Genomic DNA, 16,121 nt, shown 5'->3' with positions numbered 1-16,121 from the left:
ATGTGAAACAAAAAGCAACTTCAAAACTGAAGTTGCTTTTTTAGTATAAACATTAATATAAATTACTTATTTATTCTTTAAAGCTTCTTTAGCTAATTCAAAATCACCTAAAGTTGCAGAACCATTATCTGCAACAGCTGGACGAACAATTAATTCATCCACGTCTGGAGTTGCAACATAGTTATTGTTGAATTCTTTAAAGAAACCACGCACTTGTACCAAATCTTGATCATTTAAAACTGATCCACCAACAACCATTACATCAGGACGCATAGTCATATAAGCATTAAACAATAATTGTGCTACATAGTAAGACACGTAAGTAAATACTTTATGGTCTCGAGGTAATTTTTCACCAGGAATACCGGTTCTGCCTTCTAGTGAAGGTCCAGCTGCCATTCCTTCAACACACTTATTACCGTGGAATGGACATTTTCCGGTGTAATTATCACCTGGATAAGGAGTTACTAACATATGTCCCATTTCTGGGTGATTATTTAGGCCAATAAACTTCCCAGCTTGAACTGCACCAGCACCAATTCCCGTTCCAATTGTTACATAAAAGTAAGTCTTAGAATTATCTCGACCACGCGCAATATATTCACCGTAACAAGATGCATTAACATCAGTAGTCATTACAACTGGAATGTCCAATTCTTTTTCAAAAGTACCTTTAACATTTGTTCCAGACCAGCCACGCTTAGGCGTATCTAAGATGTAACCAAATGTTCTTGAATTTGGATTGATATCAATTGGGCCAAAAGTTCCGATTCCCAAAGCAGATACTGGATGTTCTTTAAAGAACTCAATGCTCTTTGCTAAAGTTTCTTTTGCATCAGTTGTCGGAATTCTCTTCTTTGCTACCACTTCGCCGCTTTCTGTATCTTGAACTGCCAAGATAAACTTAGTACCACCAGCTTCGATACTACCTACATATTTATTTTCTACCATTCAACTTACACCTTCTCATTCAATTATTTAAAAAAATAGACTTTTAACTCTTCAAGTATAGCTAATTAATGAAACGCTTACAAATTATTTTCTTAAGCCTCATTATGAGTATAGTCAAGGTTTGAAAAACGGTTATATGGCTTGGAGAACATCAATTTAACTGTTCCGCGCGTACCAGAACGGTTCTTTTCAATAATTACTTCTACTTCACCATTATCTTCTTCCGCCTCAACTTCACCTTCATCATCTTCATCCCGTTCATCGCGATAATAATCATCACGATAAAGAAAGGCAACAATATCAGCATCCTGTTCAATCGAACCAGATTCACGAATATCAGATAAGACTGGTCGCTTATCTTGACGTTGTTCAACCGAACGAGAGAGCTGCGATAGAGCGATAACTGGAATATGTAGCTCTTTGGCTAATTTCTTTAATTGCCGTGAAATTGCAGAAACTTCTTGCTGACGTGATTCACTACGTGGTCCTTCAATTAACTGCAAGTAGTCGATTACAATTAATCCTAAGTTTCCCTTTTCTTTAGCTAACCTACGTGCTTTAGCGCGAATCTCGCTCATTTTAATTCCAGGCGTGTCATCTATATAGATACTCGTATTGTCTAAAGAGCCTGCCGCAACAACTAATTTACGCCATTCTTCATCAGTTAATTGACCAGTTCTAAGGTGCTGTGAATCAATCAATCCTTCTGAAGCCAGCATTCTTTGAACTAGTTGCTCAGCTCCCATTTCTAGTGAAAACATAGCAACAGTTTTATCAGTTTTTAAACCAACAAATTGCGCTACATTCAAAGCAAAGGCAGTCTTACCAACACCAGGACGAGCAGCCAATATAATCAACTCATCATCGTGAAAACCAGTCGTCATCTTATCTAATTCAGAAAATCCTGATGGCAAACCCGTAACTGTATTTCCATCATCAGGAATAGAGTTAATTTCCTCCATGGTTGTGTTTAAGACATCATGGATAGACTTAAACCCGCCACTAGCATTATCCTGTGAGACACCCATTATTTGGCTTTCAGCGTCATCTAAGATATCAGTTACATCATCTGAACCCTCAATGGCATTTTGAATAATTCTTTGACTAGTAGAAATTAAATTTCTGAGAATTGCCTTACGTTTTACAATCTTAGCGTAATAAGTAACATGGGCTGCCGTTGGCGTTGCCATTGACAACTCCGTTACATATGCAATCCCACCAATATCATCTACCTGATTATTTTTCTTTAACTCATCTTGCAGAGTTACTGGGTCAATTACTTCCTCACGATCAGAAATATTAAGCATTGCCTGAAAGACAATTCTATTTGCATGCTCATAGAAATCATCAGGTTGCAATATATCTGAAGCATCAATAATGGCTTCTGGATCTAAAAAGACGGCCCCTAGGACCGCCTTTTCTGCTTCACTATCATGGGGAATTTGTTGAGAAACAACATTATCCATTATTAGTCTTGCTCCATAATGTGAACGCGAATTACAGCTTCTACGCCTTTAAATAGTTTAACAGGTACGTTTGTGTATCCTAAAGATTTAATTGGCTCTGGGAGCTCTAATTTACGCTTATCAACCTTAATACCGTATTGCTTTTCAAGACCTTCAACGATCTTTTTACCTGAAATAGAACCAAATAAACGAGAATCAGTACCGGCCTTTGACTTGAAGTTCACAATTGTCTTGTCATCTTCAAGCTTCTGCTTAATGTCTTCAGCTGCTGCTTTTTCTGCTTCATAAGCATCTTTTTCCGCTTTTTGAACCCGCTTTAAGGTATTTAAGTTGGAGCTAGTAGCTTCTTTTGCATAACCATTCTTAATCAAGAAGTTTTGAGCATAACCATCTGGTACGTTCTTAACTTCTCCGCGCTTACCTTTACCCTTCATGTCTTTAATAAAAATAACCTTCATGAATTTCACTCCTATTCATTTTCCTTAAGATATTCATTGATTGCAGCGAGCAACTTATCTTTAGCTTCTTCAACTGTTACGCCCTTAATTTGAGTTGCTGCATTAGATAAGTGACCACCGCCACCTAATTTCTCCATAATTACTTGAACGTTAACATTTCCCATTGAGCGAGCCGAAATTCCAATTACATCTTTACTACGTCTAGTTAATGCAAAACTAGCATCTACATGCTCAAGAGATAAAGCCGTATCTGCAGCTTGGGCAGTAATAATTGGATCATAGATCTTATTATCTTCTCCCATTAAGAGAGCCATATTTGGTTCAATCATGTCAATAGTAGAAACTAAATGACTTCTTTGCAAGTAATTATCAATATTTTCCTTCAAAAGCTCAGATACGACTTGAGTATCTGCTCCAATTGATCGCAAGTAGCTTGCAGCATCAAAAGTTCTAGTCCCAGTTCTCAAGGAGAATTCTTTAGAGTCAACTGTAATACCAGCTAGCATTGCTGAAGCTTCTAAATCAGTTAAGACTCCCTCGCCGCCTTGCGGTTGATATTCAATCATTTCTGTTACTAATTCACACGTCGAAGATGCATATGGTTCAATATATACGAGCATTGGGTTTTCTGGGAATTCTTCCCCTCGACGGTGATGGTCAATAATGATTAAACGATTCTTCAAGCGCTTATAAAGTTCTGGATCATAAGTAATACTATACTTAGAGTGATCTGTTAAAACTAAAAGCGACTCATCCGTTGCTGCTTCAAGAGCATCTTTAGGTGAAATAAATACATCCTTATCAATTCCAGCAGCTTGCATTTTAGCAATTAACCGTCCTACATCATAATTAACGTGGTCAACATCTAGTACGACGCTAGCTTTCACGCCATGAATTCTAGCAATCTTAACAATTCCAATCGCTGAACCGATAGCATCTAAGTCTGGATTTCGATGTCCTTGAACAAAGACGTGATCAACGCCTTTAAATAATTCTACCAAAGCTTGAGAAACCATTCGAGCTCTCACTCGCGTACGTTTTTCCATTGGATTAGATTTTCCACCGTAAAAGCGGGCTTCATGGCCTGATTGTTTTACAACAACTTGGTCGCCTCCACGTCCTAAGGCTAGATCTAGATTAGATTGTGCTTGGTCGGCAATCTCATTTAAACTTTCAGATCCAAACGCAATCCCAATCGATAGGGTCAGCGGCATATTCTTTCTACTTGATTCAGTTCTAACCTTGTCCAAAATAGAAAACTTATTATCTTCCATTTTGGCTAAATCGTGCATATGCGTTAACAAAATAAAGTGATCTTCATCTATACGCTTAAGATATGAGTTAAATTGACCAGCATACTTGCTCAGAGTAGTTTGAACATATGAACTCATATTTGTTAAGTTTTGATCGCCCATTGCTTGGCTTAATTCGTCATAGTTATCAATAAATATTAAGCCAATTGCCAATCTTTCTTGTTTATACTTCTCTTCAATATTTGCGTAACGCGTAATATCAAGTAAGTAAACCACACCCAGATCATCCTGGACCACCATCTCAAACTTGCGATCGCCCCATTTAATAATTTTATTTTGCTTACTATTAGACTTAATAGCATCATCAATATATTTAGCTAACTCTTTATCAACTGAAGAGATCGAAGAGCCAATAATATCTTTATCATGCAGATACATCTGTAGATATGGATTAATCCATTGAATCTGTCGGTCCTTATCATAAAGCATAATTCCAAGTGGCATTTTGATCATTGCCTCTTGTTCACCACGCTTGATGCGATATGAAAGATTAGCAGCATAGTTGTTTGTATTACCAGCTAGAACATAAATGCCATAGACTGCAAAAATAACCGTCAAGATAAACAGTAGCACCATTGCTAATCCAAACAACGGACTAATTAACATCCCAATAATAGCTCCCAATAAGGATAAAACTAGGACAATAACCAATGATGCTGTTAAACGCGTATCTTTAACAAATTCAGGCAATTCTAATTTGCGTAAAAAGCCTTTCATTGAAATTCCTTCCTGTTATAGCATTAATATCATAAAAAATATATACTACATCATTTTATATTATACATCAAAAAATGCTTGCTCATCATCTAAGCTAAGCAAGCATTATAGCATGTTGTGTCGACGCAAATACCAAAGTAAAATTGCCATTACGATAACTGAACCAACAGTAATTATTACCCAATCAAATGGATTATGAAAAATAGGTAAGTCCACATTCATCCCAAAAAATCCTGTTACGATCGTTGGAATTGTTAAAAGAAGTGACCAGACAGTCAAAAACTGCATCGTGTTGTTCAAGTTATTATTCAAAATGTTATTAGACGTTTTAGATATTTCTTCAGTAACTTCGCTATAAATCTTGATCATTTGCAAGGACTGCTGAACTTCAATGATAATGTCATCACACATTTCTTCTTCAGATGCATTCATATGAAGACCTGATTTTTTATTTTTTAAGCTTTCAAGCATCATTAGATTAGTCCTAATTGAGCTAGACAAATAAACCAAACTTTTTTCAACTTGTGATAGCTCTTGCAGGTCTTTATTATGAATTCTTTCACTCAAGTGATTATCTAACACTAGTCTTTGACTGTTCAGCTGACTCAAGGCTCTTTGAAAATACTTAGTAACTGCGAATAAAATTGCAAAAATCAGTTCTTTTTCACTATGAATATGTTCATCTGGCTTCTGCCTAAATTCTTCAATCATATAAGTTGTGTCAGGAGAGTGAACTGTAAAAAGAGTATGCCCAACCATCAAAAATTTAATTGGTAAAGTAGTGAAATGGTCTGCATCTGCTGTTGGCCAAACTGGCACATCATAAACTAACAAATCACTATTAGTAATGTAGTCATGATCAAAGTGGGGACGTTCGTGAAGGTCGGTGATATAAGAAATAATTTCTGAAGTTAAATCAAAGTCATCCTTTAATAATCTTATATCATGATCATCACAGTTATAGATATCGTACCATTTATAGTCAAAATCAATATTTCCGGCTAGTTTTTGCTTAATAATCATGACAATCCCTCCATTTACTTCTTTTATGATACCGCAAAAAATAAAATAAAAAGAGTAGCATATGCTACTCTTTTATTATTTTTGATCTGTTTTATTAGTCTTCTGCGACAAATGGCAATAAGCCCATAACCCGAGCTCTCTTAATAGCAACAGTCAACTTACGTTGATTCTTTGCGCTAGTGCCAGTGACACGACGTGGTAAGATCTTACCTCTTTCAGAGATAAAACGTTTCAACAAATCAACATCCTTGTAGTCGATGTAGTCAATGTGGTTAGCTGCAATGAAGTCAACCTTACGACGACGACGGCCACCTCTTCTTTGTTGAGCCATATCAAAGATCCTTTCTAATTAAATTTAAAATGGGAGATCATCATCCGAAATATCAATAGTGCTACCTGAATCTGCAAATGGATCCTGCGGTTTATTGCTTTCTCCACCAGCAGGAGCATTATTAGTGCTTGGTGCACTTGATCCACCAAAGTTATTGGTACTTGGAGCATTTCCTCCTTGCGGAGCAAAATTACCACCATTAGTCTGACGATTCTCACGGTCACGACGTGATTCTAATAAAGAGAAATTATCAACGATGACTTCAGTCACGTAGACTCTCTTACCATCTTTATCATCATACGTTCTAGTTTGAATCCGACCTTGAATACCAACTAGTGAACCCTTTGAAGTAAAGTTAGCAAAATTCTCTGCGGCTTTACGCCAAATTACACAGCTGACGAAATCAGCACCACGTTCACCTTGACTATTGGTGTATTGACGGTCAACAGCTAGAGTAAACGTAGCAACTGAGATTCCACTCCCGGTTGTACGTAAATCAGGATCACGTGTTAAACGGCCAACAAGTACAACATTATTAATCATACTTTTGTCCCCTTCCTAATTCACGAAAACAAATTATTTATCTAATTTTACAGTCATTGAACGTAAAACTTGGTTATCAATACGAGAAAGACGACCAAATTCATCAACTGGTTCAGAGTTTTCTGCAACGAAAGTCATAATGTGATAAGTACCTTCACGGTATTTTTCAATTTCGTATGCGAAACGTCTCTTACCCCAATCTTTAGATTCAAGTTCTTCAGCACCGTTGTCAGTAACAACTTTATCGAAGCGATCGATCAATGCTTTCTTTGAATCTTCGTCAATATCAGGCTTGATGATGTAAGTAACTTCGTACTTAGTTTTTGCCATAATAATTGCACCTCCTCTTGGACTAAATGGTTCTTGTTAAAATCAAGAACAAGGAGTAATGAATAATATTACTCACAATGTTTGATTTTATCACAGAAACAAAAAAATTACCAAATATTTTTCACGCGATCCTGAGTTACATTACTCAATTATTATTACGCAAAAATTTGGTAATTTTTTTATTTATTAATTTTCTTCTACTGGCTCTTCTTCATCAGTTGATTTTTCGTCTTCATCATTAGCCTTTGGTACTGCAGTAATACTTGCAACTTGAGCACCATCATCAACCTTGATTAAACGTACACCTAAAGTAGCTCGACCAGTTTGAGAAACATCATCAACGTCGAAACGAATCATAACGCCAGCACTAGTAATTAACATGATATCTTCATCACCATTAACTACTGTTACACCTGCTAAAGGACCATTCTTTTCAGTAATGTTAGCAGTCTTAATTCCTTTACCACCACGTCCTTTAACTGGATATTCAGAAGCTGCAGTCCGTTTTCCGTAACCTTTTTCAGAAATTACTAACACTTCTGAATTAGGTTCTAAAATATCAGATCCAACTACATAATCGTTGTCTCTTAGATTAATTCCGCGTACACCTGCTGCGGTTCTTCCCATTGAACGAACATCATTTTCATTAAAGGTAACTGCATAGCCTAAATGGGTTCCAATAAGGATATTTTGTTTACCGTCAGTAGTTAAAACATTATTCAGTTCATCCCCATCGCGAAGGGTTAAGGCAATCAAGCCACTACGACGGATATTTTGAAATTCACTAACTTTTGTTCTCTTGACTGTTCCCATCTTAGTAACAAAGAAGAGGTAGTTATCATCTGCACCTTCAGGAACGTTAATAACCGCTTGAATCTTTTCACCCTTATCAAGTTCTAGCAAGTTAACAATTGGCAGTCCTTTGGCGTTCCTACCAAATTCTGGAATTTCATAAGCTTTCTTTGAGTAAACCTTACCTAAGTTAGTAAAGAATAGCAAAAAGTCATGGGTACTTGAGAAAATCAAGTGATTGATAAAGTCATCATCTTGAACTCCCATTCCCTTTATTCCGCGTCCACCACGGTTTTGTACCTTGAATTCATCAGCTGGCATCCGCTTAATGTAGCCATTATGGGTAAGGGTTAAAAGTACATCTTTTTGTTCAATTAAATCTTCATCTTCAATTGAAACTGCTTCGCCTTCTGCAATCTTAGTCCGTCTATCATCACCAAAACGCTTTTGAATATCAAGCAACTCATTGTAGATAATTTCATCGATTCGTTCTGGCTTAGCAAGAATATCTTTGTAATCTGCAATTTTTGCTTGTAAATCTTGATATTCAGCTTCAATCTTGTCTCGCTCTAAACCTGTTAAACGAACCAGACGCATATCTAAAATAGCTTGAGATTGACGATCATCTAATCCAAAGTTTTGAATCAACTGTGCCTTAGCAATATCGCTGTTTTGGGAGCCACGAATAATCCTAATGATTTCATCAATGTGATCTAGTGCAATTCTCAATCCAGCTAAAATATGTGCTCTAGCTTCAGCCTTCTTTAATTCAAACTTAGTTCTGCGAGTAATAACATCTTCTTGATGGTGAAGATAGTATTCAAGCATTTGCTTCAAAGTTAAGAAGTGTGGAGCGCCGTTTACAATTGCAACCATATTCATTCCGAAGTTTGCCTGCAATTGGGTTTCTTTAAATAAGTTATTCAAAACCACACTCGCACTTGCATCTCGGCGAATATCAATCGTAATTCTCATACCAGTCTGGTCTGATTCATCACGAACTCCGGTAATACCATCAATTGTTTTTTCACGAGCTAAATCTGCAATTTTCTTAACTAGTTCAGCCTTATTTACTAAGTATGGTAATTCACTAACTACGATTCGTTCACGGCCACTCTTCTCTGTTTCAATATTGGTCTTAGCACGAACGACGATATTACCCTTACCTGTTTCATAAGCGCGGTAGATACCGCCACGGCCCATTACAATACCACCAGTTGGAAAATCAGGACCAGGAATAACCTTCATCAAGTCTTTGGTAGTAACATCAGGATTATCCATCAACATATGAATCCCACTAATTACTTCCGCCAAATTATGTGGCGGAATATTAGTTGTCATACCAACTGCAATACCACTAGCACCGTTTACAAGTAAATTAGGAATTCTGGCAGGTAAAACTACCGGTTCATTTTCCGTATCATCATAGTTACGTTGCCAGTCAATCGTTTCTTTATTGATATCACGAAGCATTTCAACCGCAATTTTACTCATTTTTGCCTCGGTATAACGCATTGCGGCTGGTTCATCCCCATCGACAGAACCGAAGTTTCCGTGTCCATCAACTAGCATATAACGATATGAAAAGTCTTGAGCCATGTGAGCCATAGCTAAATAAATTGAGGAGTCACCATGTGGGTGAAACTTACCCATAACTTCTCCAACAATTCTGGCACTCTTTTTGTACTGTTTGTCTGGTGTAACCCCTAATTCATGCATTCCGTAAAGAATACGACGTTGTACAGGCTTTAGACCATCCCGAACGTCAGGTAAGGCACGTGCCACAATAACTGACATAGCATAATCTAAGAAAGAGCTACGCATCGTATGGGTCAAATCAACATTACGTATTCTGTGATCTTGAGGTTGATTTTCGTTAGCCATCTAAAGCCTCCTAAGCATCTAAATTCTCAACGTATTTAGCGTTCTTTTCAATAAATTCTCGTCTTGGACCTACTTCATTCCCCATCAAAAGATCAAAGATCTTATCAGCGTCTTCAGCGTATTCTGGACTTACTCTGTCTAAACGACGATTTTCTGGGTTCATAGTCGTTTCCCATAACTGTTCTGGATCCATTTCTCCCAATCCCTTATAACGTTGAACAACAGGCTTAGGACTTGGCTGAAGCGTACCTAGATAATCATGTAACTCTTCATCTGTATCTAAATACTTCTCTATCTTACCTTGACGAACTTGGTATAGAGGTGGACGAGCAATATAAACATAGCCTTTTTCAATCATTGGACGCATGTAATTGTAGAAGAGAGTCAAAAGAAGAGTTCTAATGTGGGCACCGTCAACATCGGCATCCGTCATAATAATTAACTTGTGATATCTTGCCTTTGACACGTCAAAATCAGCACCAAATCCAGTACCTAAAGCTGTAAAGAGCGATCTAATTTCTTGATTGGCAAGAATTCGATCCATTGAAGCTTTTTCAACGTTCAAAATTTTACCTCTAATTGGCAAAATCGCTTGAGTTAAACGTGAACGTCCCTGTTTTGCTGATCCACCAGCTGAGTTACCCTCGACAATGAATAATTCAGAAATACTTGGATCATTACTAGTATTGTCGGCTAATTTTCCTGGCAAGTTCGCAATTTCAAGACCAGATTTCTTACGTGTAACTTCACGAGCACGTTTGGCAGCAGTTCTTGCTCTTTCAGCAAGTTGACCTTTTTCAACAATCTTACGACCGACAGAAGGATTTTCCATTAAGAAGCGACTAAATGTTTCTGAAAATGCTCGATCCACTGCAGTTCTTGCATCTGAATTTCCTAGTTTTGTCTTCGTCTGACCTTCGAATTGAGGGTTAGGGTGCTTAACAGAAACAACAGCTGTGATTCCTTCACGAATATCCTCACCAGATAGGTTATCGTCCTTGTCTTTCAGGATCTTAGCCTTATGAGCATAATCATTAACTACACGAGTTAAAGCTGTCTTAAATCCAGCTTCATGCATTCCGCCTTCATAGGTGTGAATGTTGTTAGCAAAAGTCATTAAAGTTGTCTTATAACCATTGGTATATTGCAAGGCAACTTCAACATCAATTCCTTCGTAATTATCTTCAACGTAAATTGGTTCATCAAATAAGACTTCTTGTCCCTTATTTAAAAAGGCAACATATTCCTTGATACCACCCTCAAAGTGGTAAACATCGGTTTCAGCGCTTTCTTTACGCTTATCAGTAAAGGTTAACTTTAAGCCTTTGTTTAAGAAAGCAAGTTCACGAATTCTGTTCTTTAAAATTTTGTCGTCAAAAGTTGTAGTTTCAGTAAAAATATCTGGATCAGGATAAAAATGCACAATTGTTCCATGTTCTTCAAGAGGAACTGTTCCAATCTGCTTCATTTCTCCTACTACACGGCCATGATCAAAGGAAATCGCATATTTCTTACCATCTCTCATAACTGTAACATCAAGCTTAGTTGAAAGAGCATTTACTACAGAAGCACCAACACCGTGAAGACCACCAGATACTTTGTATCCGCCACCGCCGAATTTACCACCAGCATGCAAAACAGTAAATACAGTTTCTAAAGCTGGACGACCGGTTTTAGCTTGAATGTCAACAGGAATACCACGTCCATCGTCTTGAACGGTTACACTACCATCTTCATTGACAGTAATTTCAATTTTAGTAGCAAAACCTGCTAATCGTTCATCAATACTATTATCGATAATTTCCCAAACAAGGTGGTGTAAACCCTGGCTACTAGTTGAGCCAATGTACATACCTGGGCGTTTTCTAACTGCTTCAAGTCCACCTAAAACTTGAATTTGACTTGCATTGTAAGTATCAGCACGTTTTTCAAAGTCTTTAGCTTTATTTAATGCTGCTTTGCTCTTATCTTCTGCCATTTAACTCTCCTTTGCACTGATCGTTCCAGCAGAAATGTGATAAACCTTAGGTTCCTTCACAATTTCCCAAGAAATACCTTCTAAATCTGTCGTTGTTATAAATGTTTGCGTTTTACCATGAATATAGTTCAATAAACGACTCTGTCTTCGATGATCTAACTCACTCATCACATCATCTAACAGCAGAATCGGATATTCTTGCGTCAATTCATGCACTAATTGAATCTCAGCTAACTTAACGCTTAAAGAAATCGTTCGCTGCTGTCCCTGAGATGCAAAATCATGGGCATTTTTATCATTAATTAAAAACTCCAAGTCATCTCGATGAGGGCCACTGAGAGTAGTACCCTTTCGAATTTCATTAGAACGATTTTTCTTATAACTAGTAATAACTTTTTGATAAATGGTCTCTACATCATCCTCTGGAATAATTTCCTTAACTGATGGACGGTAAAAAATCTGCAATTTTTCAGCTTGACCACTAATCTCACGATGAGCAGCTTGAGCGTAGGAATTGAGTTTTTTAATGTATTTTATTCTTCGCGATATTATCTCTGCTGCAATTCCTGCCAGCTGATCGGATAAAACATCTAAAAAAACTTGATCATTTGCTTTTTTGATGCTTAATTGCTTTAAATAATTGTTTCTCTGCTGCAGTACCTGACGATACTGACTTGAAAAATATAGATATTCTGAATTAATCTGCCCAAATTCTAAATCCATAAATCTCCGTCTAACAGATGGTGCTCCCTTAACTAGAGCTAAATCTTCTGGAGAAAACAAGATTGCATTCATTTGCCCCACATAGGCAGAAAGCCTCTTTTGCTCCAAGCGATTTACCCAGACCTTTTTTCCATTAGCCGTTAAACGTAGTTTAAGCTCTACTTGAAGTTGGCTTTTATGAACCCTACCTTGTAAACCGGCAAATTTGCTGCCAAAACGAATTAATTCTTTATCGCTATTAGTGCGATGGGATCGAGTAAGGGCTAAAAAATAAATTGCCTCAAGTAAATTAGTTTTTCCTTGGGCATTTGGACCAATGAAAATATTTACATGAGGATCAAAATTTGTTTTTAATTCTTTAAAATTTCTAAAGTCTTTCAATTCAAAGTTTGCAAGATACATTGGCTACTCTGAAACAAATTCATACTCTTCTCCAGCTAAGTTCAATACATCCCCTGCATGTATTTTCTTTCCGCGACGATCTTCAAGCTCGCCATTTAACTTAACAGGATTTTCTTTTAGATACCATTTAGCTTGACCACCAGAAGATATCACGCTCTCTTCTTTTAAAAATTGAGCAAGCGTAATATATTCTCCCTTAATTGTGAATTTTTGGATAATATCACCCCATTTACCTTGTCATACCATGTTATTATACCGTTTTTTTATGTGAAATTCAATTTTATGACGTATTGTAGCCTTTTTTAAGCCATTTTATTCTAATTTAATATGACTATACTTAACTAGAGAAAAATTCGTTTAACCAGGCTAAATTTAGCTTTTAAGTACAACAAGAAAAAAAGAGCTACTTCCGTAGCTCTTTTTCAGTAATTTAAAATGTTCTCACTGGTGTAATCAATTGAGTAAAGTTGACATCTTGCTTTGCAGGCACAACTGTAAATGGTCTCAGTGGCTGCGTAAAGTTCATAATAATGGAATCAGTAATTGATGCGCGTAAAGCTTCTCTTAAATAGTCGGGGTTAAATGAAATTGTCAAGCCTTCACCTTCAAGGTTCTTAAATCCAATTTCTTCTTCCACATTACCTATTTCTGGAGAATCACCTTGAAGCTTAACTAATTGATTTTGAACATCAAGAGTCATTTTTACTACATTGTTTCGACTTTCATGAGTAAGAAGACTGGCACGTTCTAAAGATCTAGCTAAAACTGGCAATTCAAATTCAACAGAAGTAGTAGATTCAGTTGGAATTAAGCGATCAGTATCTGGATATTGACCATCAAGTAAGCGGGAATAAAAGGCAATATTTCCAACTTCAAATAGAACTTGGTTTTCACCTGGATTTACTTTAATTTCAGGATCGCTTTCACCAATAATTCTCGCTAATTCTACTAAGCTTTTTCCTGGAATGATCAAATCAGTACTAGTTTGTGGCCCATTTTCTAAAGAAATTTGACGTTGAGATAAGCGATGACTGTCAGTAGCAACTGCCTTAATTGAAGAATTATTAAAAATGAAGTTAACACCCGTTAAAGTAGGTCGACTTTCTTGAGTAGCAACAGCAAAAACAGTTTCGTTAATAATTTCTCTAAAGGTTTTACCTGAAATCTTAAATGATGCATCAGTAGAAATTTCAGGTAAATGAGGATAGTTATTGGCATCTAATCCATTGATCATAAATTCGGTATTTTCAGAAACGATTTTTGTTTGGAAGCTTTCCTTTACTTCAAATGAAAAATCTTTACCAGGCAATTTTTTAACGATCTCACTAAAGAAACGTGCAGGTAAAACAATTGAACCTGTAGATTGGACAATTAAGTCATCATTTACAGGAATCTGAATTTCGATTGAAATATCAGTATCGCTACCTGTTAAAGTTAGCATTTCGTCAGTAAGGTTAAGTTTTATACCACTTAAAATGGGAATAGTTGCACGTGAAGAAATTGCACGCATTACATTATTTAAATTTTCGAGGAATAAATTACGATTAATTGTAAACTGCATCGTTTACCTCCTGTGAAGTTATATGTACTTTGTCTTATTTATTTAATTATATATTTAAATACTTAGAAGTAGTAGTAGGGCCAGTGGAATCTGTGGGAAAGTAGGCAAATACCTGAATAAAACGGACTTTTGTGTGTTCAATAAATGTGGACAAAGTGAAAACTTATCCACATGTTATTAACTTTTAGTGTTCAAGCATTGCTTTTAAATCATATACAGCTGCTTTAATTTCGGCATCGGTTTTTAAGGCACGAGAAATTTTATCGCAGGCATGCATAACTGTGGTATGGTCTTTACCACCAAATTCCTGTCCGATTTTAGGCAAGCTAGAATCGGTTAATTCACGCGATAGATACATTGCTATTTGACGTGGAACTACGATTTGTTTTACCCGTTTTTTTCCTTTTAGTTCTGTAGTTGAAGTTTGGAAGTAATTTGCGACGACTTCTTGGATTTTTGAAATTTGAAGTCCTCTATTCTTTTGGACAAGTTTTAGGTCTGCTAAAGCTTCTTTTGCTAAATCAACATTAATATCTTCCCGCTCAATTGTTGCATGTGCTTGAACTTTAACTAAAGCACCTTCGAGTTCTCGAATATTGGTATCAACTTGCGAAGCAATGTAGTCAAGAGTACTGTCATCGATCGCCAAGCCATCTGTTTCAGCTTTTTTACGTAGGATTGCAATTCTAGTTTCTAAATCAGGAGGCGTAATCTCAACTTGTAAGCCCCAGGCAAATCGAGAAACCAGTCGCTCTGATAATTCAGGAATTTCAGTTGGCAACCGATCACTAGTCATAACAATCTGTTTTTGATCATTATAAAGAGTTTCAAAAGTATGGAAAAATTCCTCTTGAATCCCCTCTTTTTTAGAGAAGAATTGAATATCATCTACTAATAGGAGATCACAATTTCGATATTTATTGCGAAATTCAGCTTGAGTTTTGTTTTTTATCGAATTAATAAAGTCATTTACAAAAGTTTCACTTTGAATGTAGACCACTTTTGCATGGGGCTTTTCAGCTAGCATCTGATGACCGATAGCTTGCATTAAGTGCGTCTTACCTAAACCGACACCACCAAAGATAAATAAAGGATTATAAAAACTTCCTGGATTATCGGCAACTGCTAAAGCAGCTCCAGCTGCCAGCTTATTTCCTTCACCTTGAACAAAGGTATCAAAAGTGTACTTACTATTTAATTGAAGATCTTGAGCAAATTCGTCACGGCGATCCTCTAATATTTCTTGATTAGTTTTAATTCTTGGCTTTGGCGTAACTAGACGTTCGGGTCCTTCTTTACCTGCTACTTCAAATTTTGGCTGAATTTCCATGTCTGCATAAGCATACGCCTCTTGAATTAGTTGAGAAGCCAAGTTCTTTTCCCAATACCCTTTTGCAACTGGAGATTCAACAGCAATTATCATTTCTTTTGTCTTTTTGTTAAAGGAAATAGGTTTAGTATTTTTAAACCAAGCGTTATAGGCAACAGTGCTGTAGCTTTTTTTCATCTCAGCATTGAAAAATTGCCAAAATTTATCTAAATCAAACAAAAAAATTCCTCCAAATACTGTATTATCCACAGATTAAGTCAAAATAAGTTTAGCATGAATTTTAAAAGTTTTCCACAAGGAACAAAAATAACTAACAAAT

At 36.5% G+C, this 16,121-nt stretch carries 14 protein-coding genes; all 14 read right to left on the bottom strand.

Going from position 1 to position 16,121, the window contains the following annotated elements; all coding sequences use genetic code 11:
• Nucleotides 1-66: 66 nt before the first annotated feature.
• The 14 genes from LpgJCM5343_RS00070 to dnaA all read right to left on the bottom strand — a co-directional run bounded on the left by LpgJCM5343_RS00070 (nt 67) and on the right by dnaA (nt 16,021).
• Nucleotides 67-951, bottom strand: coding sequence for an ROK family protein (locus tag LpgJCM5343_RS00070; protein WP_003649724.1), 885 nt, complete (start codon nt 949-951; stop codon nt 67-69).
• 92 nt (nt 952-1,043) lie between these two features.
• Complete coding sequence (gene dnaB / locus LpgJCM5343_RS00065; protein ID WP_003649725.1) at nt 1,044-2,417, bottom strand: replicative DNA helicase; 1,374 nt, start codon at nt 2,415-2,417, stop codon at nt 1,044-1,046.
• A gap of 2 nt (nt 2,418-2,419) precedes the next feature.
• Nucleotides 2,420-2,875, bottom strand: a complete 456-nt coding sequence (gene rplI / locus LpgJCM5343_RS00060; protein WP_077959282.1) for a 50S ribosomal protein L9 — start codon at nt 2,873-2,875, stop codon at nt 2,420-2,422.
• Nucleotides 2,876-2,886: 11 nt separating this feature from the next.
• Nucleotides 2,887-4,905, bottom strand: a complete 2,019-nt coding sequence (locus LpgJCM5343_RS00055) for a DHH family phosphoesterase (RefSeq protein ID WP_077959281.1) — start codon at nt 4,903-4,905, stop codon at nt 2,887-2,889.
• A 105-nt stretch (nt 4,906-5,010) separates the two neighbouring features.
• Nucleotides 5,011-5,928, bottom strand: a complete 918-nt coding sequence (locus tag LpgJCM5343_RS00050) for a magnesium transporter CorA family protein (RefSeq protein ID WP_101891007.1) — start codon at nt 5,926-5,928, stop codon at nt 5,011-5,013.
• A gap of 94 nt (nt 5,929-6,022) precedes the next feature.
• A complete protein-coding gene (gene rpsR, locus LpgJCM5343_RS00045; RefSeq protein ID WP_003649728.1) occupies nt 6,023-6,259 on the bottom strand; it encodes a 30S ribosomal protein S18 in 237 nt (78 codons plus the stop codon).
• Nucleotides 6,260-6,283: 24 nt separating this feature from the next.
• A complete protein-coding gene (gene ssb, locus LpgJCM5343_RS00040; RefSeq protein WP_003648134.1) occupies nt 6,284-6,802 on the bottom strand; it encodes a single-stranded DNA-binding protein in 519 nt (172 codons plus the stop codon).
• Nucleotides 6,803-6,835: 33 nt separating this feature from the next.
• Nucleotides 6,836-7,132 (bottom strand): 30S ribosomal protein S6, encoded by a 297-nt coding sequence (rpsF, locus tag LpgJCM5343_RS00035; protein WP_003648136.1) that lies wholly within the window; start codon nt 7,130-7,132, stop codon nt 6,836-6,838.
• Nucleotides 7,133-7,318: 186 nt separating this feature from the next.
• On the bottom strand, nt 7,319-9,808 hold the full coding sequence (gene gyrA / locus LpgJCM5343_RS00030; protein ID WP_003649729.1) for a DNA gyrase subunit A: 2,490 nt from the start codon (nt 9,806-9,808) through the stop codon (nt 7,319-7,321).
• A gap of 10 nt (nt 9,809-9,818) precedes the next feature.
• Entirely contained in the window at nt 9,819-11,786 is a 1,968-nt protein-coding gene (gene gyrB / locus LpgJCM5343_RS00025; protein ID WP_113576203.1) for a DNA topoisomerase (ATP-hydrolyzing) subunit B, read from the bottom strand.
• The gene (recF, locus tag LpgJCM5343_RS00020) at nt 11,787-12,911 is read right to left on the bottom strand and encodes a DNA replication/repair protein RecF (RefSeq protein ID WP_101891010.1); all 1,125 of its coding nucleotides are present in this window, start codon (nt 12,909-12,911) and stop codon (nt 11,787-11,789) included. It lies immediately after the preceding gene.
• A gap of 3 nt (nt 12,912-12,914) precedes the next feature.
• Nucleotides 12,915-13,130: a S4 domain-containing protein YaaA gene (gene yaaA / locus LpgJCM5343_RS00015; protein ID WP_035422981.1), complete on the bottom strand. Its 216-nt coding sequence runs from the start codon at nt 13,128-13,130 to the stop codon at nt 12,915-12,917.
• Between the two features lie 211 nt (nt 13,131-13,341).
• Nucleotides 13,342-14,472, bottom strand: coding sequence for a DNA polymerase III subunit beta (gene dnaN / locus LpgJCM5343_RS00010; protein ID WP_003656892.1), 1,131 nt, complete (start codon nt 14,470-14,472; stop codon nt 13,342-13,344).
• 184 nt (nt 14,473-14,656) lie between these two features.
• On the bottom strand, nt 14,657-16,021 hold the full coding sequence (gene dnaA / locus LpgJCM5343_RS00005; protein WP_020807245.1) for a chromosomal replication initiator protein DnaA: 1,365 nt from the start codon (nt 16,019-16,021) through the stop codon (nt 14,657-14,659).
• Nucleotides 16,022-16,121: the final 100 nt, after the last annotated feature.

Source organism: Lactobacillus paragasseri (assembly GCF_003584685.1).
Classification (GTDB): Bacteria; Bacillota; Bacilli; order Lactobacillales; family Lactobacillaceae; genus Lactobacillus; species Lactobacillus paragasseri.
Note: the sequence above shows the minus strand (reverse complement) of the source record. Positions and strands in the feature narration are given on the sequence as shown.

Excerpts from the sequence above, each read along its gene's own strand:
- LpgJCM5343_RS00070 (WP_003649724.1), bottom strand. The coding sequence starts at position 951 with ATGGTAGAAAATAAATATGTAGGTAGTATCGAAGCTGGTGGTACTAAG.
- dnaB (WP_003649725.1), bottom strand. The coding sequence starts at position 2,417 with ATGGATAATGTTGTTTCTCAACAAATTCCCCATGATAGTGAAGCAGAA.
- rplI (WP_077959282.1), bottom strand. The coding sequence starts at position 2,875 with ATGAAGGTTATTTTTATTAAAGACATGAAGGGTAAAGGTAAGCGCGGA.
- LpgJCM5343_RS00055 (WP_077959281.1), bottom strand. The coding sequence starts at position 4,905 with ATGAAAGGCTTTTTACGCAAATTAGAATTGCCTGAATTTGTTAAAGAT.
- LpgJCM5343_RS00050 (WP_101891007.1), bottom strand. The coding sequence starts at position 5,928 with ATGATTATTAAGCAAAAACTAGCCGGAAATATTGATTTTGACTATAAA.
- rpsR (WP_003649728.1), bottom strand. The coding sequence starts at position 6,259 with ATGGCTCAACAAAGAAGAGGTGGCCGTCGTCGTCGTAAGGTTGACTTC.
- ssb (WP_003648134.1), bottom strand. The coding sequence starts at position 6,802 with ATGATTAATAATGTTGTACTTGTTGGCCGTTTAACACGTGATCCTGAT.
- rpsF (WP_003648136.1), bottom strand. The coding sequence starts at position 7,132 with ATGGCAAAAACTAAGTACGAAGTTACTTACATCATCAAGCCTGATATT.
- gyrA (WP_003649729.1), bottom strand. The coding sequence starts at position 9,808 with ATGGCTAACGAAAATCAACCTCAAGATCACAGAATACGTAATGTTGAT.
- gyrB (WP_113576203.1), bottom strand. The coding sequence starts at position 11,786 with ATGGCAGAAGATAAGAGCAAAGCAGCATTAAATAAAGCTAAAGACTTT.
- recF (WP_101891010.1), bottom strand. The coding sequence starts at position 12,911 with ATGTATCTTGCAAACTTTGAATTGAAAGACTTTAGAAATTTTAAAGAA.
- dnaN (WP_003656892.1), bottom strand. The coding sequence starts at position 14,472 with ATGCAGTTTACAATTAATCGTAATTTATTCCTCGAAAATTTAAATAAT.